At 39.6% G+C, this 26,452-nt stretch carries 26 protein-coding genes; 23 read left to right on the top strand and 3 right to left on the bottom strand.

What is annotated here, in order from left to right:
- Positions 1-12 precede the first annotated feature (12 nt).
- The 6 genes from pstC (at position 13) to LIZ08_RS01050 (ending at position 6,740) form a co-directional block, all read left to right on the top strand.
- The gene (gene pstC, locus LIZ08_RS01075; RefSeq protein WP_014713132.1) at positions 13-924 is read left to right on the top strand and encodes a phosphate ABC transporter permease subunit PstC; all 912 of its coding nucleotides are present in this window, start codon (positions 13-15) and stop codon (positions 922-924) included.
- Positions 914-1,798: a phosphate ABC transporter permease PstA gene (gene pstA, locus LIZ08_RS01070; RefSeq protein WP_003006597.1), complete on the top strand. Its 885-nt coding sequence runs from the start codon at positions 914-916 to the stop codon at positions 1,796-1,798. The genes pstC and pstA overlap by 11 nt, the downstream gene beginning before the upstream one ends.
- 10 nt (positions 1,799-1,808) lie before the next feature.
- A complete protein-coding gene (gene pstB, locus LIZ08_RS01065) occupies positions 1,809-2,612 on the top strand; it encodes a phosphate ABC transporter ATP-binding protein PstB (protein WP_049496102.1) in 804 nt (267 codons plus the stop codon).
- Positions 2,613-2,641: 29 nt separating this feature from the next.
- Positions 2,642-3,400 carry a phosphate ABC transporter ATP-binding protein PstB gene (gene pstB / locus LIZ08_RS01060; protein WP_003003393.1) on the top strand — a complete coding sequence of 253 codons (759 nt, stop codon included), beginning with the start codon at positions 2,642-2,644 and terminating at the stop codon, positions 3,398-3,400.
- A gap of 12 nt (positions 3,401-3,412) precedes the next feature.
- On the top strand, positions 3,413-4,066 hold the full coding sequence (gene phoU / locus LIZ08_RS01055) for a phosphate signaling complex protein PhoU (protein ID WP_227038097.1): 654 nt from the start codon (positions 3,413-3,415) through the stop codon (positions 4,064-4,066).
- 130 nt (positions 4,067-4,196) lie between these two features.
- The gene (locus tag LIZ08_RS01050; protein ID WP_125826263.1) at positions 4,197-6,740 is read left to right on the top strand and encodes a M1 family metallopeptidase; all 2,544 of its coding nucleotides are present in this window, start codon (positions 4,197-4,199) and stop codon (positions 6,738-6,740) included.
- A gap of 56 nt (positions 6,741-6,796) precedes the next feature.
- On the opposite strand, the gene LIZ08_RS01045 is transcribed toward LIZ08_RS01050, so the two are convergent.
- Complete coding sequence (locus LIZ08_RS01045) at positions 6,797-7,330, bottom strand: biotin transporter BioY (RefSeq protein WP_003006609.1); 534 nt, start codon at positions 7,328-7,330, stop codon at positions 6,797-6,799.
- A 206-nt stretch (positions 7,331-7,536) separates the two neighbouring features.
- On the opposite strand from LIZ08_RS01045, the gene LIZ08_RS01040 reads away from it, so the two are divergent.
- From LIZ08_RS01040 to LIZ08_RS01020, 5 genes are all read left to right on the top strand, one after another.
- The gene (locus LIZ08_RS01040; RefSeq protein WP_003006614.1) at positions 7,537-8,076 is read left to right on the top strand and encodes a hypothetical protein; all 540 of its coding nucleotides are present in this window, start codon (positions 7,537-7,539) and stop codon (positions 8,074-8,076) included.
- A gap of 135 nt (positions 8,077-8,211) precedes the next feature.
- Positions 8,212-8,892: a response regulator transcription factor gene (locus LIZ08_RS01035; protein ID WP_227038096.1), complete on the top strand. Its 681-nt coding sequence runs from the start codon at positions 8,212-8,214 to the stop codon at positions 8,890-8,892.
- Complete coding sequence (locus LIZ08_RS01030) at positions 8,876-10,237, top strand: sensor histidine kinase (RefSeq protein ID WP_049490912.1); 1,362 nt, start codon at positions 8,876-8,878, stop codon at positions 10,235-10,237. The genes LIZ08_RS01035 and LIZ08_RS01030 overlap by 17 nt, the downstream gene beginning before the upstream one ends.
- Before the next feature lie 29 nt (positions 10,238-10,266).
- Entirely contained in the window at positions 10,267-10,647 is a 381-nt protein-coding gene (locus LIZ08_RS01025) for a VOC family protein (RefSeq protein WP_003006623.1), read from the top strand.
- 110 nt (positions 10,648-10,757) lie between these two features.
- Entirely contained in the window at positions 10,758-12,140 is a 1,383-nt protein-coding gene (locus LIZ08_RS01020) for a polysaccharide deacetylase family protein (RefSeq protein ID WP_070666109.1), read from the top strand.
- A gap of 42 nt (positions 12,141-12,182) precedes the next feature.
- Here LIZ08_RS01020 and LIZ08_RS01015 read toward each other — a convergent pair whose 3' ends face one another.
- Entirely contained in the window at positions 12,183-13,268 is a 1,086-nt protein-coding gene (locus tag LIZ08_RS01015) for a DEAD/DEAH box helicase (RefSeq protein WP_227038094.1), read from the bottom strand.
- A complete protein-coding gene (locus LIZ08_RS01010) occupies positions 13,265-14,245 on the bottom strand; it encodes a Gfo/Idh/MocA family protein (protein ID WP_227038093.1) in 981 nt (326 codons plus the stop codon). The genes LIZ08_RS01015 and LIZ08_RS01010 overlap by 4 nt, the downstream gene beginning before the upstream one ends.
- Positions 14,246-14,384: 139 nt before the next feature.
- Here LIZ08_RS01010 and galE point away from each other — a divergent pair, with 139 nt between their 5' ends.
- The 12 genes from galE to LIZ08_RS00950 all read left to right on the top strand — a co-directional run bounded on the left by galE (position 14,385) and on the right by LIZ08_RS00950 (position 26,450).
- Positions 14,385-15,401 (top strand): UDP-glucose 4-epimerase GalE, encoded by a 1,017-nt coding sequence (gene galE / locus LIZ08_RS01005; RefSeq protein ID WP_227038092.1) that lies wholly within the window; start codon positions 14,385-14,387, stop codon positions 15,399-15,401.
- Between the two features lie 88 nt (positions 15,402-15,489).
- The gene (locus LIZ08_RS01000) at positions 15,490-16,908 is read left to right on the top strand and encodes a DUF2142 domain-containing protein (protein ID WP_227038091.1); all 1,419 of its coding nucleotides are present in this window, start codon (positions 15,490-15,492) and stop codon (positions 16,906-16,908) included.
- 82 nt (positions 16,909-16,990) lie between these two features.
- The gene (locus tag LIZ08_RS00995) at positions 16,991-17,917 is read left to right on the top strand and encodes a glycosyltransferase family 2 protein (protein WP_227038090.1); all 927 of its coding nucleotides are present in this window, start codon (positions 16,991-16,993) and stop codon (positions 17,915-17,917) included.
- A gap of 65 nt (positions 17,918-17,982) precedes the next feature.
- Positions 17,983-18,834 carry a dTDP-4-dehydrorhamnose reductase gene (gene rfbD / locus LIZ08_RS00990; RefSeq protein WP_227038089.1) on the top strand — a complete coding sequence of 284 codons (852 nt, stop codon included), beginning with the start codon at positions 17,983-17,985 and terminating at the stop codon, positions 18,832-18,834.
- 74 nt (positions 18,835-18,908) lie between these two features.
- The gene (locus LIZ08_RS00985) at positions 18,909-19,604 is read left to right on the top strand and encodes a glycosyltransferase family 2 protein (protein WP_173018418.1); all 696 of its coding nucleotides are present in this window, start codon (positions 18,909-18,911) and stop codon (positions 19,602-19,604) included.
- A 5-nt stretch (positions 19,605-19,609) separates the two neighbouring features.
- Positions 19,610-19,942, top strand: coding sequence for a DUF2304 domain-containing protein (locus tag LIZ08_RS00980; protein ID WP_037611849.1), 333 nt, complete (start codon positions 19,610-19,612; stop codon positions 19,940-19,942).
- Positions 19,935-21,212 carry a lipopolysaccharide biosynthesis protein gene (locus tag LIZ08_RS00975; protein ID WP_227038088.1) on the top strand — a complete coding sequence of 426 codons (1,278 nt, stop codon included), beginning with the start codon at positions 19,935-19,937 and terminating at the stop codon, positions 21,210-21,212. The genes LIZ08_RS00980 and LIZ08_RS00975 overlap by 8 nt, the downstream gene beginning before the upstream one ends.
- Positions 21,209-22,228: a glycosyltransferase gene (locus LIZ08_RS00970; protein WP_227038087.1), complete on the top strand. Its 1,020-nt coding sequence runs from the start codon at positions 21,209-21,211 to the stop codon at positions 22,226-22,228. The genes LIZ08_RS00975 and LIZ08_RS00970 overlap by 4 nt, the downstream gene beginning before the upstream one ends.
- A gap of 100 nt (positions 22,229-22,328) precedes the next feature.
- Entirely contained in the window at positions 22,329-23,477 is a 1,149-nt protein-coding gene (gene cps2T / locus LIZ08_RS00965; RefSeq protein ID WP_227038086.1) for a beta 1-4 rhamnosyltransferase Cps2T, read from the top strand.
- The gene (locus tag LIZ08_RS00960) at positions 23,474-24,415 is read left to right on the top strand and encodes a glycosyltransferase family 2 protein (protein WP_227038085.1); all 942 of its coding nucleotides are present in this window, start codon (positions 23,474-23,476) and stop codon (positions 24,413-24,415) included. Before cps2T ends, LIZ08_RS00960 begins: the two co-directional genes overlap by 4 nt.
- Positions 24,415-25,224, top strand: coding sequence for an ABC transporter permease (locus tag LIZ08_RS00955; RefSeq protein WP_049474777.1), 810 nt, complete (start codon positions 24,415-24,417; stop codon positions 25,222-25,224). The genes LIZ08_RS00960 and LIZ08_RS00955 overlap by 1 nt, the downstream gene beginning before the upstream one ends.
- A complete protein-coding gene (locus tag LIZ08_RS00950; protein WP_227038084.1) occupies positions 25,224-26,450 on the top strand; it encodes an ABC transporter ATP-binding protein in 1,227 nt (408 codons plus the stop codon). The genes LIZ08_RS00955 and LIZ08_RS00950 overlap by 1 nt, the downstream gene beginning before the upstream one ends.
- Positions 26,451-26,452: the final 2 nt, after the last annotated feature.

Here is a 26,452-nt window from a genome sequence, read left to right as displayed (position 1 = left end):
ATTAGGTAAAAAATGAACGAAGTAGCAAAAAAAATGCTGACGAAATCAAAAAACTCCCGCCTAGAAAAATTTGGGAAAACCATTACCTTTCTATGTATGAGTTTGATTGTTGTCGTCGTTGCCATGATTTTGATTTTCGTGGCCCAAAAAGGTTTATCGACTTTCTTTGTTAATAAAGTCAATATCTTTAGTTTTCTATTTGGGAGCTCTTGGAATCCTGCTGCGAAGGAATTTGGAGCCCTACCCATGATTTTAGGTTCCTTTATTGTAACCTTGCTTTCTGCCCTCTTGGCAACGCCGTTTGCCATTGGTGCAGCTGTTTTCATGACAGAAGTCTCCCCAAAAGGAGCTCGTTTCTTGCAACCAGCCATTGAGCTTTTGGTGGGAATTCCTTCAGTTGTTTACGGATTTATTGGCCTTCAAGTGGTCGTTCCATTTACGCGTAGTCTCTTTGGAGGAACCGGTTTTGGGATTCTCTCAGGGGTCTTTGTCCTCTTTGTTATGATCCTGCCAACTGTTACCTTTATGACGACCGATAGCCTCCGAGCTGTGCCCCGTCATTACCGGGAAGCTAGTATGGCCATGGGTGCGACCCGCTGGCAAACCATTTGGCATGTCACGCTCAAGGCAGCTCGCTCTGGAATCTTTACAGCGGTCGTCTTTGGAATGGCGCGTGCCTTTGGGGAAGCCTTGGCTATCCAGATGGTGGTCGGAAACTCGGCAGTGGTACCAACCTCGCTCACTACACCAGCTTCCACCCTCACCTCTATTTTGACCATGGGAATCGGAAATACCGTCATGGGTACGGTCAATAACAATGTTCTTTGGTCACTCGCCTTGGTATTGCTCCTCATGAGTCTTGCCTTTAACAGTGTGATTAAACTGATTACGAAAGAAAGAGGTAAGAAGAACTATGCACGCTAAACGAATGGATAAAATTGCGACAGGAGTGCTGTATGCTATTTCCGGGATCATCGTTGCGATTCTTGCCTCATTGATCCTTTATATCTTGGTCCGTGGCTTGCCCCATGTATCTTGGCACTTCTTGACTGGGAAATCTTCTTCTTACCAAGCAGGAGGAGGGATCGGAATTCAATTGTATAATTCCTTCTTCCTCTTGGTCATTACCTTGGTGATTTCCTTCCCACTTTCTCTTGGAGCTGGGATTTACCTCTCTGAGTACGCTAAAAAAGGTCGCTTGACCAATTTGGTTCGTACCTGTATTGAGATCTTGTCTTCTTTGCCATCTGTCGTTGTAGGTCTCTTTGGTTACCTGGTCTTCGTTGTCCAGTTCAAATACGGATTTTCGATCATTTCAGGGGCCTTGGCCTTGACCGTCTTTAACCTGCCACAGATGACCCGCAATATCGAAGATAGCTTGCAGCACGTTCACCATACGCAGCGCGAAGCAGGTCTAGCACTGGGCTTGTCTCGCTGGGAAACTGTGATTCATGTTGTGGTACCAGAAGCTCTTCCAAGTATTATCACCGGGGTCGTCTTGGCCTCAGGACGGATCTTTGGGGAAGCTGCTGCCTTGATCTATACTGCAGGTCAATCGGCTCCAGCCCTTGATTGGTCAAACTGGAATATCTTTAGTGTGACCAGCCCGATTTCGATCTTCCGTCAGGCTGAAACCTTGGCTGTCCATATCTGGAAGGTCAACAGTGAAGGGACTATTCCAGACTCGATCGAAGTCTCAGCTGGTTCTGCCGCAGTTCTTTTGATCTTTATCTTGATCTTTAACTTTGGAGCTCGCAAACTCGGAAGTTACCTCCATAAAAAACTAACATCTGCTTAAAGGAGAAGAAATGTCAAAATACAATTGGGATGAGAGACACATCATTACTTTTCCTGAAGAAAAGGTGGTCCTTTCGACCAAAGATTTGCATGTCTATTATGGAACGAACGAGTCCATTAAAGGCGTCGACATGCAGTTTGAAAAGAATAAGATTACAGCCTTGATCGGTCCTTCAGGATCTGGGAAATCAACCTACCTACGTAGTTTGAACCGGATGAATGATACCATCGATATTGCGCGTGTTACGGGTGAAATTTGGTATGAAGGAATCGATGTCAATCGTCCAGATATCAATGTTTATGAAATGCGTAAGCACATTGGGATGGTGTTCCAACGGCCCAATCCTTTTGCCAAATCAATATACAAAAATATCACCTTCCCGCATGAACGTGCTGGGGTGAAAGACAAGAAGGTCTTGGACGAATTGGTCGAAACTTCTTTGAAACAGGCAGCTCTATGGGATCAGGTAAAGGATGATCTTCACAAATCAGCTCTGACACTTTCAGGTGGTCAACAGCAACGGCTCTGTATCGCACGGGCCATCTCTGTGAAGCCAGACATTTTGCTCATGGATGAGCCAGCATCAGCCTTAGACCCGATTGCGACAGCGCAATTAGAAGAAACCATGCTGGAGTTGAAGAAGGATTACACGATTGTCATCGTGACCCACAGTATGCAACAAGCAGCGCGTGCTAGCGATTATACCGGTTTCTTCTACCTTGGAAACCTCATCGAGTACGATAAGACTTCGAATATTTTCCAAAATGCGAAATTGCAATCGACCAACGATTATGTATCTGGTCACTTTGGATAAAGTAAAATGACAACAAAAAGGAAAATAGAATGACAGAACCAATTTTGCAAGTCAAGGACTTGTCGGTTTATTACAATAAAAAGAAGGCTCTAAATAGCGTCTCCTTGGACTTTGCTCCAAAGGAGATTACAGCCTTGATTGGTCCTTCAGGATCAGGGAAATCTACCCTTTTAAAAGCCATTAACCGCATGGGCGACCTCAACCATGAGGTCACCACTACAGGAACTATCCTCTACAATGGACATAATATCTACGGACCACGGACCGATACGGTCGAATTGCGTAAGGAAATCGGAATGGTCTTCCAACAGCCCAATCCTTTCCCAATGTCCATTTATGATAATGTGACCTATGGCTTGATGATTAATGGTGTCAAGGACAAGGCTGTCTTGGACGAAGCAGTTGAAACCTCTTTGAAACGCGCATCCATCTGGGATGAAGTCAAGGATCGCTTGCATGATTCAGCTATCGGACTTTCTGGTGGTCAGCAACAGCGGGTCTGTGTGGCGCGGGTCCTTGCGACCAGTCCAAAGATTATTCTTTTGGATGAGCCAACTTCAGCGCTGGATCCAATTTCAGCTGGGAAGATTGAAGAAACCTTGTATGGACTAAAAGACCGCTACACCATGCTCTTGGTGACACGTTCCATGCAACAAGCAAGTCGGATTTCCGATAAAACAGCCTTTTTCTTGGATGGGGATTTGATTGAGTACAATGACACCAATGAAATGTTCTTGAACCCAGCTAAGAAAGAAACAGAAGACTATGTCTCTGGTAAATTTGGATAGGAAGAAAATAAAATGTTACGAGTTCAATTTGAAGAAGATTTAGAGAAGTTGCATAACCAGTTTTATGCAATGGGAAATGAAGTGTTGAGTCAGATCAACCGTACAGTTCGTGCTTTCGTGACCCATGACCGTGAATTGGCCCGCCAGGTCATCGAAGATGATGCGGAGATCAACGAATACGAAGTGAAGCTAGAGCGTAAGTCTTTTGAGATTATCGCCCTTCAACAACCCGTTTCACAAGACCTTCGTGTCGTGATGACCGTCTTAAAAGCAGTCTCTGACCTGGAGCGGATGGGGGACCACGCAGTATCGATTGCCAAGGCAACGATTCGCATGAAAGGGGAAGTCCGTATCCAATCTGTTGAGGAAGAAATCAGCAAGATGGGCCGTGAAGTCAAAGATTTTGTCGAAGCGACACTAGATGTTTACCTCAAAGGCGATGTGGATTTGGCCTATGAAGTTGCGACACGAGACGAAGTCATCAACCATTACTTCGATAGCATCCAAGAATTAGCAACAGAAGAAATTCGGAAAAATCCAGAGTCCATCGTGACGGGTCGTGATTATTTCCAAGTGATCAACTTCTTGGAACGCATCGGAGATTATGCAAAAAATATCTGTGAATGGGTAGTCTACTTTGAAACAGGTAAAATTATCGAAATGTAAGATCGTGAAGTCTTTTTGATCTCAGACAGGCATTGTCATGCTTGTCTTTTCTTTTATCCCAACTTTGTGATAAAATAGTTTTATTAGGGCTTTTGATTGGAAAAGCGTAAAACATTTAAAGGAGGAAATTATGCAAGCAGTTGCACATTTTGTAGAAACATTCGTTCCAGAACATTACGAAGTGTTTTTGGATTTAAGTCGTAAAACCAAGACCTTTAGCGGTCGTGTGGTGATCACAGGTCAAGCCAAGGCGGACAAGATCTCGCTTCACCAAAAGGATTTGACCATCGAAACAGTAGAAGTAGCAGGTCAAGATCGTCCATTTACGGTTGATGATGCCAATGAAGCAGTTTATGTTGAATTGGAAGGCACAGGTCAAGTGACAGTTACCCTGACCTATTCTGGTAAGATCACAGACAATATGACTGGGATTTACCCATCTTATTACAGCATTGATGGTGTGAAGAAGGAAGTCCTTTCTACTCAGTTTGAGAGCCATTTTGCGCGTGAAGCCTTTCCAAGTGTGGACGAGCCTGAAGCCAAAGCAACGTTCGATCTTTCTTTGAAATTTGACCAAGAAGAAGGGGAAATTGCCCTTTCAAATATGCCTGAAATCGATGTGGAAAACCGCAAAGAAACAGGAATTTGGAAATTTGCTACGACTCCACGGATGTCTTCTTACCTCCTTGCCTTTGCTGCCGGAGATCTTCAAGGAGTGACAGCTAAGACTAAGAATGGAACCCTTGTCGGAGTCTATTCAACAAAAGCTCACCCATTAGAAAACTTAGATTTCTCTTTAGATATTGCAGTTCGTGCTATTGAATTCTACGAAGACTACTATGGTGTGAAGTATCCAATCCCTCAATCTCTTCATATCGCCCTTCCAGACTTCTCTTCAGGTGCGATGGAAAACTGGGGCTTGGTAACCTACCGTGAAGTCTACCTTCTAGTAGATGAAAACTCTACGGCCCAAAGCCGACAAACAGTAGCCTTGGTCGTAGCTCACGAATTAGCTCACCAATGGTTCGGAAACCTGGTGACCATGAAATGGTGGGATGATCTTTGGTTGAATGAAAGCTTTGCCAATATGATGGAATATGTCAGCTTGGATGCCATTGAACCAAGCTGGAATATCTTTGAAGACTTCCAAACAACTGGAGTGCCTGCTGCCTTGAAACGCGATGCTACAGATGGCGTTCAATCCGTCCATGTGGAAGTCAAACACCCAGACGAGATCAACACTCTCTTTGACCCAGCAATCGTTTACGCTAAGGGTAGCCGTCTTATGCACATGCTTCGTCGATGGTTAGGCGATGACGCCTTCCGTAAAGGGTTGAAGATCTACTTTGAAAAACACCAATACGGCAATACTATCGGTCGTGACCTTTGGGATGCTCTTGGGCAAGCTTCAGGTCGTGATGTCGCAGCCTTTATGGATTCTTGGTTGGAGCAACCAGGATACCCTGTTGTCTCAGCTTCTGTAGAGAACGACACCTTGATCATCCGTCAAGAGCAGTTCTTTATCGGAGAAAAAGAAGAAAAAGGTCGCAAGTGGGTTGTTCCTTTGAACAGCAACTGGACAGGTATTCCAGATACTTTGGAAACAGAAGTCTTAGAAATTCCAAACTATAGTGCCTTGAAACAAGCTAATACCGGAGCTCTTCGCTTCAATACAGAAAATACGGCTCATTATATCAGTGATTACCGTGGGGAATTGTTGGAAGACATCCTTGCTGACCTTGCTAGCTTGGATAGCACTTCGAAACTACAAGTGGTTCAAGAACGCCGTCTCTTAGCGGAAAGTGGTCAAATTTCTTATGCAAGCCTCTTGCCAGTGATTGAACACTTGACTGAAGAAAGTTCCTACTTGGTTGTTTCAGCTGTTTCGAGCGTCTTAGCTGGAATCAGTCTCTTTGTGGATGAAGGAACTGAAACAGAAGCTGCCTTCCATGAGTTGTTGAAACACTTGAACCGTTACAACTTTGAACGCTTGGGTCTAGAAGCTAAGCCTGGTGAATCAGAAGAAGACGAAAAAGTTCGTCAGCTAATGATTGCTAATATGATCAAGGCCAATGATGAAGCTGCAAAAGCTCAAGCGAGCGCTATCTTTGAAGCGCATGCAGATGATTTGGAAAAACTTCCAGCTGCCATCCGCCTGCAAATCTTGGTCAACCAAATCAAGCACCAGGAAACCAAGGAGCTTAGCCAACAATACCTGGATACTTATGTTAAGACAGTAGATGGGAACTTTAAACGCCAGTTGGCGGCTGCACTTTCTTATACCAAGGATGAGGAAACTTTGGAAGCTCTATTGAAAGAGTGGAAGAACAAGGATGTGGTGAAACCTCAGGACTTGGCTATGAGCTGGTACTACAACTTCTTGCATGATGACTTTACCCAAGGAAGAACTTGGACTTGGGCGCGTGAAAACTGGGATTGGATCAAGAAAGCCCTCGGTGGTGATATGAGCTTTGATAAGTTTGTCATCTACCCAGCTAACTGTTTCAAGACCCGTGAACGGTTGAATGAATACAAGGCCTTCTTTGAGCCTCAATTGGATGATATGGCGATCAGCCGTAATATCAAGATGGGAATTAAAGAAATTGCAGCTCGTATTGATCTTATCGAGCGGGAGAAAGCAGCAGTAGAAGCCGCTATCCTTGCGACAAAATAGATTTAAAAAAATCGATACAGAAATTTCTGTATCGATTTTTTAGTGGACTTTGTATCTTATTTGAAATACCAGTGGTGTTTGAGGCTGGCAAAAATTGCCTTGCTGGTGATCGTGATGATGACCAGTTTGATGAGGTCAGCAAGGATAAAGGGAGCAACGACCAAAGTAAATGCTTTTTGGAGATCGGTATGCGTGACCAGCATAAAGCCGATAGCTCCTGACACAAAGAGGAGAGCACTACTGAGGAGATTGGCCAAAAAGATAGTGACAAGGCTGGATTTAGCACTCGTGAACAGAGACGTGATCCATGCTCGGAATGGGAAGAAGAGGAGGAAACCAGCAGTAGGACCAAGGAAATGCGAAGCGCCACCAGCACCGCCGGCAAATACTGGAAAACCTAAGAAGCCTAAAAGTAGGTAGAGACAGACTGTGACAAAGGCATGGCTGGGTTTATAGATGGTCCCGATGATCCCGATCATGAGTGTCTGCAGGGTCAAAGGAATTGGACCAAAGGGAATGGTGAATTGAGATAGGACGGAGATCATGGCCACTCCAATGGAGATGAGAACTAAGGGAAAGATTTTCTTCATAACAGTTAACCTCGTATTTATTTTATGGTAACTATTCTACAATAAGGGGCTCAACCTGTCAATAGCCCACACTTGTTTTAGGATTTTTTAAGTAAAAATTTAGGCAGGCTTAAGACTCCTGAAGTATAATCGCTTTACTAAAGGATCGAGCTCCCTTTAAATTTTTAAAAGACAAGTGCTTGTACAAAAAGATAAAAGGTAAAAAGATGAATCAAAAAGAAACAAAACAAGTAGTCGAAACGCAAGAATCCAAAGAAAAAATGGTTGTCCTAAAACGAAGTCCTAAGTGGTGGATTGGCATGGCAGCAGTTGGTGGATTGTTAGTTGGTGCTGGAAGCGGCTTTGGTGTCGGTGTCATCGCCTCTCAATCCTCCAATAACCAACAATTTTCTCAACCAGTCCAAACGGGTCAGAACCAAGGATCTAATCAGCAACAAAATAGCCAAAATGGCCATGCTTCACAAGGAAACCAGCAAAATGGTGGCCCACAGGATGGCGGTCCTCAAGGCGGTGGTCCACAAGGTGGTGGCCAAGGACAAGGCGGCCCACAAGGTGGCGGACCTGGTCAGATGCCACAGGAAGGCAATGGTGGCCCACAAGGGAATGGTCCAGATAACGGCATGAACCAATCTGGCGGACAAGAAGGGAACCAGGGTTCCTCTAAAAAGTCCAACAAGAAGAATTCAAAAAATAAAAACAAGACGAGTGATAGTCAAAGTAACAAAGAAAACACGACAAACTCATAGAATTAGCCTTCCTCAGGCAGGCTGAATTTGATCATAAAACCAGGTTCTAAACTATAGGAAATGAAGGCAAGTCGTGTTATAATGGTTAAGAATAGATTAGAAAGACTCGCTCACGAAAGAGAAGAGGATACGATAATGATTAAAATTCTATTGGTCGAAGATGACCTTGGTTTGTCAAATTCAGTATTTGATTTTTTAGATGATTTTGCGGATGTCATGCAGGTCTTTGACGGAGAAGAAGGCCTTTACGAAGCAGAAAGCGGGATCTATGATTTGATTTTGCTGGACCTCATGCTTCCTGAAAAAGACGGTTTCCATGTCTTGAAAGAATTGCGTGAAAAAGGCGTGACAACCCCTGTTTTGATCATGACAGCCAAAGAAAGTCTGGATGACAAGGGACACGGATTTGAGCTAGGGGCAGACGATTACCTCACTAAGCCTTTCTACCTAGAAGAGCTTAAGATGCGGATTCAAGCCCTCTTGAAGCGCTCAGGAAAGGTCAATGAAAACACCCTTAATTATGGCAATTTGAAGGTCAACTTATCTACCAATTCGACTTATGTGGATGGGAAAGAAGTGGAACTTCTTGGGAAGGAATTTGATCTTCTGGTCTACTTCCTTCAAAACCAAAATGTCATCCTTCCAAAAACACAGATTTTCGATCGCCTTTGGGGCTTTGACAGTGATACGGCCATCTCTGTTGTTGAGGTATATGTTTCAAAAATCCGTAAAAAATTAAAAGGTACCGATTTCGTTGAGAGCTTGCAAACATTGCGCAGTGTGGGGTATATCTTAAAAGATGCTAACCAGAATTAAGAAAACCGTCGGAGAAGATGATTTTTCCTACTTCATCCGATATTTTGGGCTCTTTACTTTGATATTCTCAGCCATGACCTTGATTATCATTCAGGTCATGCGCTCGAGTCTTTATACAACTGTTGATGAGAACCTCAAGACTCTCAGTCAGGATCCCTACTCGCTTGTAGCGATTGCTTATCGAGACCAGCGACAGTCAAATACCAAAGGAGATGATAATGATCATGAGATGATGATCCCAGATCATGATAAATCAGAACCTAAAGGGGATGTCACATCCAATACCACTGTTGTTTTGCTTAATAAAAAATATGAAAACTTGACAACCGGTAATGGGTTTTTAAACTTCAAAACGGTGACGTTTGGTCGGAAGCTCCTCAACAAGGTTTCCCAGCTTCAAATTACAAATAGCTATGGGAAAAAAGAAAGTTACCGGGCCTATATGGCAGAGTTGAGTTTATCTGATGATGAAAGTGATAGTGACATCAAGTATGCGGTTGTCATGACCAATATCAGTCAACTAGAGCAGACCAGTGAAGAGCACGAAAGTCAAATCGCTCTCATCATGATCTGCTTCTGGGGAATCTCCTTATTCGCTAGCCTCTTCTTAGCACGTCTCAGCGTCAAGCCCCTTCTTGAGAGTATGCAAAAGCAAAAGGCTTTCGTGGAAAATGCTTCCCATGAGTTGCGGACGCCTTTAGCAGTTCTGCAAAATCGCCTCGAAACGCTTTTTAGAAAGCCTGAAGCGACCATTATGGAATCGAGTGAGAATATTGCATCCAGCTTGGATGAAGTTCGAAATATGAAGCTTTTGACTACCAACCTTCTCAATATTGCCCGAAGAGATGACGGCTTGAAGCCAGAGATGGAAGATATCGAACCAAGCTTTTTCGATCAGACCTTCTCGAATTTTGAGATCATTGCGGAAGAAAATGGCAAAATCTTCCGAGGAGACAATCAGGTGGACAAAGTCATTTGTTCTGATAGAACGCTCCTCAAGCAATTGATGACCATTCTTTATGACAATGCCTTGAAATATACCGATGAAGATGGTGAGATCCAGTTTGAAGTTCAATTGAAGGATAAAAATCTTCTTTTGAGAGTGCTGGATAATGGTCCAGGGATTCGAGATGAGGATAAGAAACGGATCTTTGATCGTTTTTACCGGGTCGACAAGGCCAGAACCCGTCAAAAAGGTGGATTTGGTTTGGGCTTATCCCTCGCTAAGCAGATCGTAGAAGCCTTTAAAGGGACCATTCAAGTCAAAGATAATAAACCAAAAGGGACCATCTTTGAAGTGAAATTATCCATTAAGACGGAAAGTCGTAAAAAAAATCGTTCATAATCTTTAAAAAATAGAAAAGAGGAAAACCTATGAGTTCAAAAATGTTGCACACTTGCCTTCGTGTGGAAAACTTAGAAAAGTCAATCGCTTTTTACCAAGATGCTTTTGGTTTTGAAGAAAAACGTCGGAAAGATTTCCCAGACTACAAGTTCACGATTGTTTATTTGGCCTTGCCTGGAGATGACTATGAGTTGGAATTGACTTACAATTATGATCATGGTCCATATGTCATCGGAGATGGCTATGCTCACGTTGCCTTGAGTACTCCTGATCTAGAAGGTTTGAATGCGGAACACAAGGCTAAAGGCTATGAAGTGACAGAACCAAAAGGTCTTCCAGGGACGCAACCGAATTACTATTTCGTTGTAGATCCGGATGGGTATAAAGTAGAAGTCATTCGCGAAAAATAAGAGGGATTAACAATAAGGGCCGCTGTCGGCTACGACAGTCGCCCTCTTTTTTATGAAACCATTTTCAAAAAAGGAATGTTTTTTCGAGAGAAATTTGCTATAATAAAGTTATGAGATTCAAACACACGAAAACTATTTTATTAATCATTATAAATCTCCTTTTTCTGAGTCTTTTGTATATCGGGTATCAAAAGATTCAAAGGCTTCGTGAACAAAAAGCCTATCAGGATCAGTTTGCCAAGGTCACCCAATTAGAGAAAAGCTCTGAAAAAGGAAAAGATGCCCAGGTTCAGGAAGGAATTTTAGGAACTTCTTATGTGACCGCTTTTTATCCTACTAAGGATGGACAGCCTGTTGAGATTATTAAAGAGAAGATCCAAGAAGACCTTCAGCGTCTAGGAACCGATGAAAAAACCAAAGAGCCTAAGCATCTGACCTTCTACCATAGTGAAGAAGCAGAAGCGCCTTTTGTTGGCTATCACCCAATCCAAATCAAACGGGCTGAATACCAGTACAAAAAAGGAAAATTCATTAAAGATGAGACGGTGAAGTTGCCCCTCTTTTACTTGGATGATGAGAGTAACCCTCTGACCCTCAGCCAGGTTTTTGCGGATCCAGATGGAGCCAAGCAGATCTTTTTGGAGGAATTACGAGGGAATCTATCCTTTCGTCAGCTAGATGAGGAAAGCATTGATCAAATGGTTGCCCACTTCTCAGAGTTGGACTTGAGCCAATGGGAATTCCAATATGAAAAAGGGAATTTCACCATTCCATTTCCAAGCAAGGTTAAAGGCGACGATACCTTTACTGTTCCCTTATCTAAATTCTATGACGTGATTGATACAGAGCGCTTGCTTCCTGATGATCTAGCTTCTTACCAATCCTATATTGAAGAACGCCATCGTAAGATGATTGCCTTGACCTTTGATGATGGACCGGATCCAACGACGACTCCTCAGGCACTGGCTATCTTGAAGAAATACAATGCCAAAGCTACCTTCTTTATGGTCGGAAAAAATGTCAGTGCGAATCCTGATATTGCTAAGCAAGTCCGCAAAGAAGGTCATCAAATCGGGAACCATACCTGGGATCACCCTCAATTGCCAAAATTGAGCTTGGATAATGCTAAAAAAGAGATCTTGGATACTCAAGAAGCTATTCAAAAAGCGACAGGCGTTCAAACTAAGATCACGCGCCCTCCGTATGGAGCCATCAATAACGCCATCCAATACAGTGTAGACCAGTCTTTCATCATGTGGGATGTGGATAGCCTGGATTGGAAAACTCATAATACGACGGCCATTCTCAATGAAGTGAAAAAAGAAGTCAAACCGGGTTCGATTATCCTCATGCATGATATCCATCAAACCACGATTGACGCTCTACCGACCGTCCTTGACTACCTCAAATCACAAGGCTATACCTTTGTAACGGTGGATGAGTTGTTGGATTACCAACTTGAAAGTCATCGCATCTATTACAATGGAAATTAACGTAAAAATCCTCTGCAGTTCTTTCACTAGCAGAGGATTTTCTTATTCATTTAAAAAGAGTTCGGAATTTTTTAAAACAAGTTCACGGACAGAAGCGTATTTTTTCAAGGCTTTGAGTTCTTCTGGGTGGGTGATAAAGGTGATCACATAGCCATCACGCCCCATTCGTCCTGTTCGACCGGCACGGTGGGTATAGGTCTCCACATCACGAGGAATATCGTAGTTAATCACACACTCAAGATGTTCAATATCGATTCCACGAGCGACCAAATCGGTGGCCAGCAAGAGGGTTAGCTGATGGTCTTTGAAGCGTTCCAGAATGACCTTGCGGTATTTGATATTGACATCACTGGCCAGCGACACGGCCTCGACACCCCGGTATTGTAGTTTTTCTTCAGCACTACCCAGATCTGATAGGCTGTTGAAAAAAGCCAGACCACGAAAATCTTCGACGTAGGCGAGTTTGCGGAGCAATTCAACCTTGTCCCGCTTATCCACTTGCATATAAAAATGTTGGATATTATCCAAAGAAACTCCATCAACCGTAACGCGAAGAGTATTTTCCTCTAGTTGGTCAGGATCGACCTTGGCTGTGGCGCTCATGTAGACATATTGGTGGTCACGGGGAGCATAGTGGCTGATCTTGGCGACGAAGTGGTACTGAGAATCGCTCAGTAATTGGTCGAATTCATCTAAAATGATGGTTTCCACATTCATCATTTTGATCTTTTTCAGCTTGATCAGTTCAAAGATCCGACCAGGCGTCCCAACCAGGATTTCAGGTCCTTTTTTGAGGCGTTCGATTTGCCGTTTTTGACTGGATCCTGAAAGGAAGAGTTGTGTCTGGAGACCGAGAGGCTCTGCCCATTGTTTGGTGACATCAAAAATTTGTCCTGCTAACTCTGTATTAGGAGCTAAAATCAAGAGTTGTTGGGCCTTCTTCGGTTTGAGTTTGAGCAAGCTCGGAAAGAGGTAGGCGAGTGTCTTACCAGTACCGGTAGGACTGATCCCGAGGACATTTTCTCCTTCATAGATAGGGGAGAAGATCTGTTCCTGAATTTCAGTGAATGTATCAAATCCGAGTGTTTCTAACTGGTCTTTCCAGCTTTGTGGAAATTGTTCTTTCATTCTTTTTCATCCTTAAATTGTATTCCAGCGCTTTGACGCATCTGGTAGAGGGTTTCATGGACCTGCTCAGCTGTTTGTAACCATTCAAGATAAGCAGTTGGCTTTTGATGAGCGATGGCAAGGGCAAAGGCTTCCGCCTCTTCTTGCATTTGGTGTGGGCAGGGCTGGACCGGAAGGTCGATGACTTCCCCAGAATGGCTGACGAAGCGAGCCTGGTTGATGGCTGCTACAGCATTGAGAGTCAGCGTTCCAGTCTTGGTGTAGATTTCAGCAGGTAGATGGCTGGTGATATTTTTCCCTGCCTGAATGGCAACCTGAAACTCTGGATAAATCAAGACACCTTGACCATAGAGATCAACCAAATTGGGTAATTGCTGAGCGGTGTAGTGACTGGAGATTGGAGCTCCAAAGAAGCCAATGGCCAGGTAGAGGCAGTAGACACCCAGATCCATCAAGGCTCCACCTGCATAGACATCTGAGAAAATATTGGGCATCTCACCTGCAAGAAGGGCTGGCAATTTGGAAGAATATTTGGCAAAGGTGAAGTTGGCGCCCAGTATTTCCTGATTAGAGAGGAAGTCTTTAACTACTTGAAAGGCTGCTTCTTGGTAATTTCTGGCAGCTTCAAAGAGATAGACCTGGTGCTCCTTAGCGAGCTTGACCAGCTCCTTCCATTCAGAAGGCTTGGTCACAGCCGGTTTTTCAATGATGACATGCTTCTTGGCCAGAATAGCAAGCTTGGCCTGAGCGAAATGAAGAGAATTGGGGCTAGCAATGTAAATCACATCCAGCTCACTGTCTAAGAAGTCGATGAAATCCGTGTAGCAAGAGACCGCCCCATAAGGCTCACAAAACTCTTGAGCTGTCTTCATCTTTCTCGAATACACAGCATGCAAGTGATAGTGGCCTGTCTGATGAGCAGCTGTAATAAATTCATGTGAAATCCAACTCGTACCAATAATTCCCAGCTTTAACATAAGGTGTCCTTCCGTAATCGATTCACTCTATTATACCATGAAAAGGGGGAGGCGCGGGGTGAAAAATATAGGACAACTTTTGAAATTATTCATAAAATATGGGATAATTGTAATGATTTTTTAAAATAAGGACAGAATAATGAAACAAAAAATTTTAGTAACGGGTGGAGCTGGATTTATTGGTTCCCATACACTAATTGAACTGACTAATGCAGGTCATGAAATAGTGGTGGTAGATAACTTTATAAATAGTAGTAAAAAAAGTATCAAAGAAGTTGAAAAGATTATTGATAAATCTATTGCATTATACGATATAGATGTTCGAGACAAAGAGAAGTTATTGGAAGTATTTATAAAAGAACAACCTACAGGGGTGATTCACTTTGCTGCATTGAAAGCCGTTGGAGAATCAGTTCAAATCCCGCTTACATATTATGAAAATAATATAATCGGAACGTTGATATTACTTCGAGTTATGGAAGAAGTAAAATGTAAGAACATTATTTTTAGCTCGTCAGCGACTGTATACGGAGATCCACATACTGTTCCTATCTTAGAAGATTTTCCGCTTTCAGTGACCAATCCATATGGAAGAACAAAATTGATGATTGAAGAGATACTTCAAGATATATACAAGGCAGATTCTTCATGGAACATCGTATTGTTACGCTATTTTAATCCAATTGGGGCTCATGAAAGTGGGAATATCGGTGAAAATCCAAATGGAATCCCCAATAATCTTTTACCATATGTAACACAGGTAGCGGTTGGAAAGCTAGAATATGTTAATGTGTTTGGAAACGATTATCCAACTCCAGATGGAACTGGTGTTCGCGATTATATCCATGTGGTTGATTTAGCAAAGGGACATGTAGCGGCATTAAGAAAACTTGAAAAAGATTCAGGGTTAAATATATATAACTTAGGTACTGGTAGAGGATACTCTGTTCTTGAAATCATTCAAAATATGGAAGATGTGGTAGGAAAAACAATTCCTTATAAGATTGTTGAGAGACGTGCTGGAGATATTGCAACCTGTTACGCAGATCCATCGAAAGCAAGTGAGGAGTTAGGTTGGAAAGCTCAATATGATATTCATCGCATGTGCCAAGATGCATGGAGATGGCAAAGCAAACATCCAAATGGATTTGAATAATAAATGATTTTATTTAATTAAACACTAATTTAAATAGGAATTGTCTCTTCAGATACAAAGCATTAAATTTTAAAAATAGAAACAAGATATGATTAAAAAAATATATAAATTATTAAATATTGATACTAGTAAATTTAAAAAAGTATATCTATTTATGTTAATAGTAATATTATTTTCAGGTATACTTTCAATTTTTGTACGTTACCCAATGTCGTGGTATGATGAACAGGTTCATTATGCACGAGTTATTTCATACTCTCATAATTTGAATCCAAAAGGAGAAACATATATTTCTGAGGGAGAACAAGAATTTATTCAACGTTCTATGGGAACAATTGCTAAATCTCTCGGTCAAAAAACACCAAATATTTTAAGTTTAGATTGGAAACATGATTTTAAAACATTAAATAAAAGTAAGAAACTTGTAAAGACACGGGATGCTATACCTGCATCAGTATATACTCCAATTGTATATTTACCATATATACTTGCAACTTGGGTTGCAAATATACTCAGACTAGACATTATCTCATCTTTTATTTTTCTGAGGTTGATTGGTTTTTTATCAGTCTTTATTTTATTAATCCTAGCATTTCGGAAACTCCCTTTTGGAAAAGCGACGCTACTAATGATAGCTTCAATACCAACTGTAATACTATCTTTCACAGCAATTTCTGCGGATACATTAACTTATGGTTTGATATTTTTATTTGTCGCACATATGTTGAATCTTTATCAAAAAATAGCACTTTCTATTAAAATAAAACGTGTAGAATTTGTCAAATTATTAATTATTTCAGTTCTTCTAGTTTTAGCAAAAATGCCTGCATTTGCTGTATTAGCGTTATATTTACCAATGATTTACATTGGAATAAAAGATAAAAAACTATCGAAATTTCAAATTATATTTTTATTTACATCGTTATTATTTTGTGCTTTTTTAACAATTGTTTGGTATCTTAGTATAAAAGATATAAATGGGAATGTTACTTATTATGGGAATACCCTAATAGATCAAGGAAAACAATTGAAATTTATTCTATCTCATCCGTTGAGAACGCTAAGAGTTTTTATTGAAAATATATTAGATTTTCCTTATTTTGATTTTCAATTGGGGTACTCTGATTTTCAAAGAGGTATGCAGGTGCCAGTTATTATCTCTATATTTTCATTGTTTAGTATATTAAATAGTTTTAAGATTCAGGATTCAGAGCAACCATTAATCGATAAAAAAGAGAGAATTATATATAATTCTTTTTCTAGACTGATTTTTATAGGTGTTTCGTTATTAATCTATTTAATATTCTATTTACAGGTTACGGAAGTTGGATCTGAAAAAATTTCTGGTGTTCAAGGAAGGTACTTCTTATCATTTTTAATTTTGTTAGTTCCTTTTTCAAATGGAAAAAGTTTTTTGTCGATAAAACAGTCCAAATATGTATTGTATGCATCTGTAATTCCTGCAATTTATTATATTTTATTAATGTTTTATCAATTAAGAAATTAATTGTTATTAAAAATGCAAATCTCACTAGGGGAAACCCTAGTTTTTTGTTACAATAGAAAGTGAATAAGTCAAGGAGTAAGAGATGACCATATCAGTTGTAGTCCCATGTTTTAACGAAGAAGAATCAATTCCATTGTTTTATCGAGAAATGGAACGTGTTCGGATGAAGATGGGAGAAAAGTTTGAATATATTTTTATAAATGATGGCTCTTCAGATGGTACGCTATCCGTTCTTCGAAAGCTACATGTTACAGATTCAAATGTGCACTACCTTTCTTTTTCTCGAAATTTCGGAAAAGAGGCCGCGCTATATGCTGGACTTGAGCGTGCTAGTGGTGAATATGTGACGGTCATGGATGTAGATTTGCAGGATCCCCCAGAGTTATTGATCGAAATGAAGCAGAAGTTGGAGGAACAGCCGGATTTAGACTGTGTCGGAACGAGACGCGTAACCCGTGATGGGGAACCACCGATCCGCTCTTTCTTTGCAAGGATGTTTTATAAATTGATCAATCATATTAGCCAAGTGGAAATGGTTGACGGGGCGCGGGATTTCCGTTTGATGCGTCGACCTATGGTCGATGCTATCATGGAGTTATCGGAGTACAATCGTTTTTCAAAAGGGATTTTTGCTTGGGTAGGATTTGAGACAGAATACCTCGAATATAAAAATGTAGAGCGCGTAGCAGGAGAGACGTCTTGGAATTTTTGGTCCCTCTTTAAGTACTCGATTGAAGGGATTGTCAATTTCTCGGATGCTCCATTAAACATTGCCTTTATTGGTGGGCTATTATCTTGGATTTTGGCCTTTATCATGATGATTTTGATTGTAATCCGCACCTTGGTCTTTGGGGATCCTACTTCAGGTTGGCCATCCCTTATGACAGTGATTCTTTTCCTGGGAGGGTTCCAATTATTGACCATCGGAATTTTAGGGAAATATATTGGTAAGATCTTCATGGAAACCAAGAAACGTCCAATCTATGTTATCAAAGAGAAAAGCAAGTAAAAAGCAGAAAACTTCTGCTTTTTTTGCTATAATGATAGGGAAAAAGCATTTGAAAGGAATTTAACATGATTTTAATTACAGGAGCAAATGGACAACTTGGAACAGAACTTCGCCATTTGTTGGATGAACGAAATGAAGAATATGTGGCTGTTGATGTGGCTGAGATGGACATCACAAATGCAGAGAAAGTAGACGAGGTATTTGCGGAAGTAAAACCAACCTTGGTATATCACTGTGCTGCCTACACAGCTGTTGATGCTGCTGAAGATGAAGGAAAAGAGTTAGACTATGCCATCAACGTGACTGGTACGGAAAATGTAGCAAAAGCGTCTGAAAAACATGGTGCAACCTTAGTTTATATCTCAACCGACTACGTTTTTGATGGGAAAAAACCAGTGGGACAAGAATGGGAAGTTGATGACAAACCAGATCCACAGACAGAGTATGGTCGTACAAAACGCATGGGTGAAGAGTTAGTCGAAAAACATGTTTCAAACTACTATATTATCCGTACTGCATGGGTATTCGGTAACTATGGTAAGAACTTTGTCTTCACTATGCAAAACCTTGCTAAGACTCACAAGACACTTACAGTTGTTAATGACCAACATGGCCGCCCAACATGGACACGTACTTTGGCAGAGTTTATGACTTATTTGGCTGAAAACCGTAAGGAATATGGTTATTATCACTTGTCAAATGATGCAACAGAAGATACAACTTGGTATGACTTTGCGGTTGAAATCCTCAAAGATACTGATGTTGAAGTGAAACCTGTTGATTCAAGCCAATTCCCAGCTAAAGCTAAACGCCCATTTAACTCAACAATGAGTCTGGCTAAGGCTAAGGCTACAGGGTTTGTCATTCCAACATGGCAAGATGCTTTGAAAGAGTTTTACAAACAAGAAGTGAAATGAGAATCAAGGTCAGTTAAATAGGTTTGAATATATTTGACTGACCTTTTTAATAGAGTTTTCAGGAGAAACTACGTATAAAAATGTCAGATTTACTCATTATTATTCCAGCCTATAATGAAGAAGGCTCGATTGAAAATGTTGTTAACAACATCATTCAAAATTATCCTCAATATGACTACGTCATTATCAATGATGGCTCTCGTGATAAGACTTCACAAATTTGCCATGAGAATCATTACAATATTGTTGATTTGCCAGTGAATCTCGGTCTTGCGGGAGCTTTTCAAACAGGTTTAAGGTATGCATATGAGCATGGTTATAAAAAAGCGGTGCAATTTGATGCAGATGGTCAACACTTACCAGAATATATTCAAGGCCTGGAAGAAAAAATCAATGATGGCTTTGATTTAGTTATTGGTTCTCGATTTGTTACAGAGAAACGACCAAATTCTTTACGAATGTTAGGTAATATCTTAATTAGTTCAGCTATTAAACTTACCACTGGTAAGACAATTAAGGACCCAACTTCAGGAATGAGAATGTTCTCAGAAGATTTAATTAAAGAGTTTGCACTCAATATTAACTATGGTCCAGAGCCAGATACTGTGTCTTATCTAATCCGTAATGGTGTAAAAGTTGCGGAAGCACAAGTTAGAATGGAAGATAGACAAGCGGGAGAAAGTTATTTGACTCTTTCTCGTTCTATTAAATATATGACACATATGTTTGTGTCAATTCTACTCATTCAAAACTTTAGAAAGAGAGGCTAGACTCCATGACTATTTGGTTTCAAATTGTTCTAATTTTTGTATCTCTAGCGACAGTTACCTTCATTCTTAGAGGGATTAGAAAATCTCAAGTACAAATTAATGATTCACTATTTTGGATTTTCTTCTCAGTAGTATTGCTTATATTTAGCGTCTTTCCAAAATTAGCTGAGATTATTGCGAGTGCGTTAGGAATTGTTTCAGCTGTAAACTTTATTTTTCTTTTTATCATTTTCCTTCTACTGATTAATCAATATCAATTAACAGTTCGCTTATCTAAACTTGATACAAAGTTCAAAAACTTAGTACAAACAATTGCCTTGAGAGGAAAAGATGAGTAAAAAAAGTCAGCTTCCAGATGCAAAAACGATATATTTTTGGAATCTGCTAGGAAATTTAGCAGCATCAGGTGTATCGGTTTTATACCTTTTAATCGTTACTCGATTGACTTCGGCGTCTCTTGCTGACCAATTTAGTTTGGTATGGTCTATCGGGACTCTTTGGGTAGTTATCGGTCTTTTTCAAGTTCGAAATTATCATGGAACAGATGTAAGGCAGAAGCATTCGTTTAGAGCGTACTTTCAAGCCCGTATTCTGACGATACTTGCCATGATAGTAACACTGTTACCTTATTTAAAGATAATAGGAGGGAATAGATATACCTCGTCTGTTATTTTAATGGCGTTTCTGATGATTTTATATCGAGCTTGGGATTCAGTTTCTGATCTTTTTCAGGGATTGTTTCAACAACGTGAGCGTATGGATATTGCAGGGAAGACCATGTTCTATCGTTATTCGACTAGTACGGTGGTCTTGTTTCTAGCTTTGCTTATTTCAAAATCTCTTATTACATCCTTGCTAGCTTTGACCATTTGGAATGGACTTTTTATTTTATTATATGAGTTTAGGTTTGTTCATCACTTCGAATCAATTAATTGGAGAGGAGTATTTGACCTAAGGAAGATTCATGAGTCTCTGGATATCCTTAAGGAGTGTTTCCCACTTTTCTTGAACGGTTTCATACTACTTTATGTTTTGAATGAGCCTAAATTAATCATTGAGCGAGGTTTATCTGAGGGAGTATTACAAACAGGAATGCAAAGAGATTTCAATATTCTCTTCATGCCTGTCTTTTTCATGAGCCTTATTATTCTCATGGTTCGTCCTTTGATTACACAACTTGCTTTTTTGTATGTGGACAAAGAATATGAGAAGTTTGATTCGATTATCAAAAAACTTTTGCTTTATATCATAGGTGGTGGGTTACTAGTAGTTTGTTTAGCTTATTTACTAGGAGTCCAAGTATTAGGACTAGTCTTTGGATTAGATTTAGCATCTTATCAGGTATCATTTACAATTTTGATTTTAGCTGGAGTTTTGTACGCTGTCGCGATTATTTTTGAAAACATCCTTACCATTATGCGAAAACAACACCTGCTGATTGCTATTTATGTTGCTATGTTAGTTGTTACTTTATTAATTACTAAGACATTTATCTATTCGTGGGGGATGCTTGGTGCTTCGTTAGCATTTTTAGTGGTTATGATTGTGTATGTGTTTGGTATTTCAATTATTTATTATAGAGAAAAAATTAAAGAGAGAAGACAATGACTTACGATTTGACTGTAATTATTCCAGTATATAATATGGAAAACTTACTTTCTAATTGCTTAGACAGTATTGTAGAGCAAAATAAACTTGAAGAATGTTCACTGAGAGTAATATGTGTAAATGATGGAAGTACCGATAATTCTAAAAAAATCATAGAAGAGTATTCAAATAGATTTTCATTTATTGAACTCCTTAATAAAGAAAATGGTGGAGTTTCTTCTGCTAGAAATGTAGGGCTTAATTTGGTAAGTGATAGTGAATATGTCACTTTTATTGATCCTGATGATTCAATTTGTCCAGATTATATTCAAAACTTTATCTTGAATAAAGGTAGTGATGTTATTTACTTTGATTTTGATTTAGTTGATTCAGAGGGGAAATTACTTAAGCACTTAAATGTGAATCCTTTTTATTCAAAGTTAGAATCTGAAGAAGTGAATCTACGTTATTTCCTATTAACAAAACATGCTTCTTGGACTAGAATTTATAGGTCAGAATTCTTAAGTAAATTCCGTTTTCCTATAGGAAAGATTTACGAAGATATTGCTTTGATGCCATATATAACTTCCCTATGTTCTAGCGTGAACTATATTCAAATACCAATATATAAGTATACGGTGAATACAGCTGGATCTATCATGAATTCTAATAAATCGAGTATATTTGATATTTACGATTCATTAAAGTATTTATTTGATTTATTTAATGATGAATTCGAAACCTATAAGTCTGAGCTACAGTATTTAGCAATTGAGCACCTATGTGTTGGACATACTTATCGTTTGTTAAATTACCCTGAGGCTACAAAACAAGATTTTAAAGACATTATTGTCTTTATGGAAAAGTATTTTGGAAAACATTGGGATAAAAATAAGTATGTTAAACGTGGAGTTCAAAAAGTAAATATTAATTCTTCTCTTTCGAAGATAGTGCCGTTTTTTCTAGAGATACTAAAGTATAGTGGACCTTATCCTTTTCTATTAATCAATAAGATGATTTCAGAGAAAAATAAATAATTTTGCGGCCCCCTTAAGGGTCGCTTTTCTGTTTGAATTAGGCAAAAAGCCTAGAAAATGGTATAATGAGTAGACTGTAAATTGTTAGAAAGGGAATATTATGCAACACGTTTTTATTATCGGAAGTCGTGGGCTTCCGGCTCAATATGGCGGATTTGAGACTTTTGTAGACCAATTGGTCTCCCATCAAGTGTCTCCAGATATCCAGTACCATGTTGCTTGCCTTTCTAACGATCAAGCCTATCATCATTTTGACTACAAGGGTGTCGATTGTTTTACCATTAAAGCGCCGAAACTTGGGCCTGCACGGGTCATCGCCTATGATATGATGGCCATCAACTATGCTCTGAAGATTATCAAGAAGCAAGGAATTAAAAAACCTATTTTTTATGTCTTGGGCAATACAATTGGAGCCTTTGTGGCCCCTTTTGCTCGTAAGATCCATAAGATAGGTGGACGATTTTATATCAATCCAGATGGACTGGAGTGGAAGCGGGCCAAGTGGGCTAAACCGATTCAAGCCTATCTCAAGTATTCTGAAAAGATCATGACGCGCCATGCGGACTTGGTGATTTCTGACAACCCGGGTATTGAGTCTTATATCATGGAAGCCTACCCGTGGTCCAAGACGACCTATATTGCCTACGGAACGGACTTGTCTCCGACTAGCCTAAATAGTCAGGATAATAAGGTCCGAGAATTCTATCACAAGTGGCAGACACAAGAGAAAAACTATTATCTAATTTTGGGTCGCTTTGTCCCAGAAAATAATTACGAGACCGCCATTCGTGAATTTATGGCCTCTTCCACCAAACGGGATTTGGTGATCATTTGTAATCATGAAGGCAATCCCTATTTTGAAGAGTTGCGAGCTCGGACTGAATTTGATCAGGATCCTCGTGTTAAGTTTGTAGGAACGGTTTATGATCAAGACCTCTTGAAGTATATCCGTAAAGAAGCCTTTGCCTATATCCATGGTCATGAAGTGGGTGGGACCAATCCTGGACTCCTAGAGGCTCTCGCTCAGACGGATCTCAATTTAGTTTTAGGTGTCTCCTTTAACCAAACGGTCGCTAAGGACACGGCTCAATATTGGACTAAAGAAACTGGAAATTTGTCACATTTGATTGATCAGGTAGATCCTTTGGAAGATGTATCTGAATGGGGGCAACGAGCCAAGGCCAATATGAAGCAAAACTTTACCTGGGAAAAAATTGTAGGTGAGTACGAGGAATTATTCTTATCATGAAAGTAAATATCTTGTTGTCCACCTATAATGGTGAACAGTATCTAAAAGAGCAGGTTAAAAGTATCCAAGACCAGACTTATCAAGACTGGCAACTCTTGATCCGAGATGATGGGTCAAGAGATGGTACGGTGAAGATCATTCAAGAGTTGGTGGCCCAGGATGAGCGCATTCGCTTTATCAACCAAGGAGCTATCGAAAATCTTGGTGTTATTAAGAGCTTCCATACGCTTCTGAAATATGAAAAAGCTGATCTTTATTGCTTCAGTGATCAAGATGATGTTTGGCTACCAGCAAAGATTGCCCTTCAAGTAGCAGAAGCTGAGAAGCACCCTCAAGAAGTGCCTTTGCTGGTCTACACCGATTTAAAAGTGGTCGATGAAAACTTGAACGTGCAGCATGAGAGTATGATTCGCACCCAGTCTGATCATGCCAATACAGAACTGATTCAAGAGCTGACAGAAAATACGGTAACTGGCGGTGTGGCCATGATTAACCACGCGTTGGCAGAGTTATGGACAGGTCAAGAAAAACATGATCTCCTCATGCATGATTGGTATTTGGCCTTGTTGGCCACTGCCTTTGGGAAGCTCATCTATATCGATCAGCCAACAGAATTGTACCGTCAGCACAGTAGCAATGTTCTGGGGGCTCGTACCCTTAGAAAACGGATCAAAAACTGGGTTCGTCCGCATATTCTGTTTGCTAAATATTGGAAACTCATTGAATCCAGTCAAGAACAAGCAAAAAATCTATTGGATCTGCCTGTCAGTCCCAAAAATAAAGAAATTATTGAAAATTTTGTCACCATTATGGATGTTCCATTAAAAGAACGTTTGAGACGGATTCGTCAGTATGGTTACCGGAAGAACCGGGCTTTTCACACTTTTGTGTTTACAAGCTTGATTTTATCTAAGTTTATATATAGAGGTAGAAAATAATGATAGACTTTTTTAGTCAGAAAAATAGAATTTTATTACGTGAAATGGTAAAAACGGATTTTAAACTAAGATATCAAGGTAGTTTGATAGGGCATTTGTGGTCCATTTTGAAACCTCTCATGTTATTTACAATAATGTATTTAGTGTTTGTTAGGTTTTTACGTTTTGATGATGGAACCCCGCACTACGCAATTGGCTTGTTACTTGGAATGGTAACATGGAATTTTTTCTCGGAAGCTACAAATATGGGTATGATGTCAGTGGTTTCCAGAGGAGATTTGTTACGAAAATTAAATTTTTCAAAAGAAATTATTGTTATTTCGTCGGTTGTTGGTGCAGCAATTAACTATACAATTAATTTATTAGTAGTTTTCGTATTTGCTTTAATTAATGGTGTTAATTTTTCGATAAATTGGTTTACAGTATTTCCTCTATTTATTGAATTGTTTTTGTTTTCTGCTGGAATTTCATTTGTATTAGCAACACTTTTTGTAAAATATCGTGATATTGGCCCTATTTGGGAGGTGGTTATGCAGGCTGGTATGTATGCGACACCTATAATTTATTCACTAACATTTATTTTGCAACGAGGTCAGGTCACAATTGCTAAATTAATGATGTTAAACCCATTAGCTCAGATAATTCAAGATTTGCGACACAATATAGTTTATTCAGGTAGTCTAACAGGTTGGGACCTAATTGAAAATAAGATATTTGCAATTGTCCCATATATTTTACCAGTTATAATATTTGTTTTAGGCTATCTAATATTCCATAAACAAGCTAAGAAATTTGCGGAGATTCTCTAATGACAGAAAAGAAAATTGCAGTTAAAGTTGACCATGTTAGTAAGTTTTTTAAGCTTCCAACAGAATCAACTCTAAGTCTTAGAACAGCCTTAGTAAATAGATTTAAAGGTATCAAAGGCTATAAAGAACAACATGTTTTAAAAGATATTAGTTTTGAAGTTGAACAAGGAGATTTTTTTGGGATAGTAGGTCGTAATGGATCAGGAAAATCGACACTTTTAAAAATAATCTCTCAAATTTATGTACCTGAAAAAGGCAAAGTAATCGTAAATGGTAAAATGGTTTCATTTATTGAACTTGGTGTCGGATTTAATCCGGAATTAACTGGCCGTGAGAACGTTTATATGAACGGAGCTATGCTTGGATTTACAACAGCAGAAGTGGATGCTATGTATGATGAAATTGTTGAGTTCGCAGAACTGGAAGAATTTATGAATCAAAAACTCAAAAACTACTCTTCTGGTATGCAGGTCCGTTTGGCTTTCTCAGTTGCTATCAAAGCACAAGGTGATGTCCTTATTCTTGACGAGGTTCTTGCAGTAGGAGATGAAGCTTTCCAACGTAAGTGTAATGACTACTTTATGGAACGTAAAAAATCTGGGAAAACAACAATTCTTGTAACCCATGATATGGGGGCTGTTAAAAAGTATTGTAACAAAGCAGTTTTGATTGAGAATGGATTCACAAAAGTTATTGGCAACCCAGATGATGTTGCGAATCAATATAGTTTCGATAATGCTACCCAATCAGTGAATGATTCGGTTCAGGATCAGGAAATTATTGAAACCAATGCAAAAATTATTGAGGATTTTACAGTTAATTTATTATCAAGTAATCAAGTGACACCAAAAGATGAAATAATTTTCGAATTTAGTTTTAAACAATTAAAGGATATTGAGACACATATAGCACTATCGTTTGTTGATATTGATACAAATTATGGTTATTATAACGATAATTCGATGGATTTAGTGATTAATGAACTAGGTGATAAGAAAATTATATATAAGTGCTCTCTGCCATACATAAATCGTGCTAAGTTGAGAATAGAAGCTACTATTCGAGATAAAGAAAAACGAGTTTTGGCATTTGCCCCTTCAGTAAAAGCACCTATATTCTTTGTAGAAAGAAATGATTTATCAGAAAAAAGTGAATCAGAAAGAGATTCTGCTACGGGATTACTTCTACGACATGGATCTTGGTCTACTATAGAGTCAGAGGAATGATT

The sequence above is a fragment of the Streptococcus sp. 210928-DFI.4.42 genome (genome assembly GCF_020554365.1).
In the GTDB taxonomy this organism is placed as follows: Bacteria; Bacillota; Bacilli; order Lactobacillales; family Streptococcaceae; genus Streptococcus; species Streptococcus parasanguinis_S.
The sequence above is the reverse complement of the archived record's forward strand: the minus strand, read 5'-3'. Positions and strand labels throughout refer to the sequence as shown.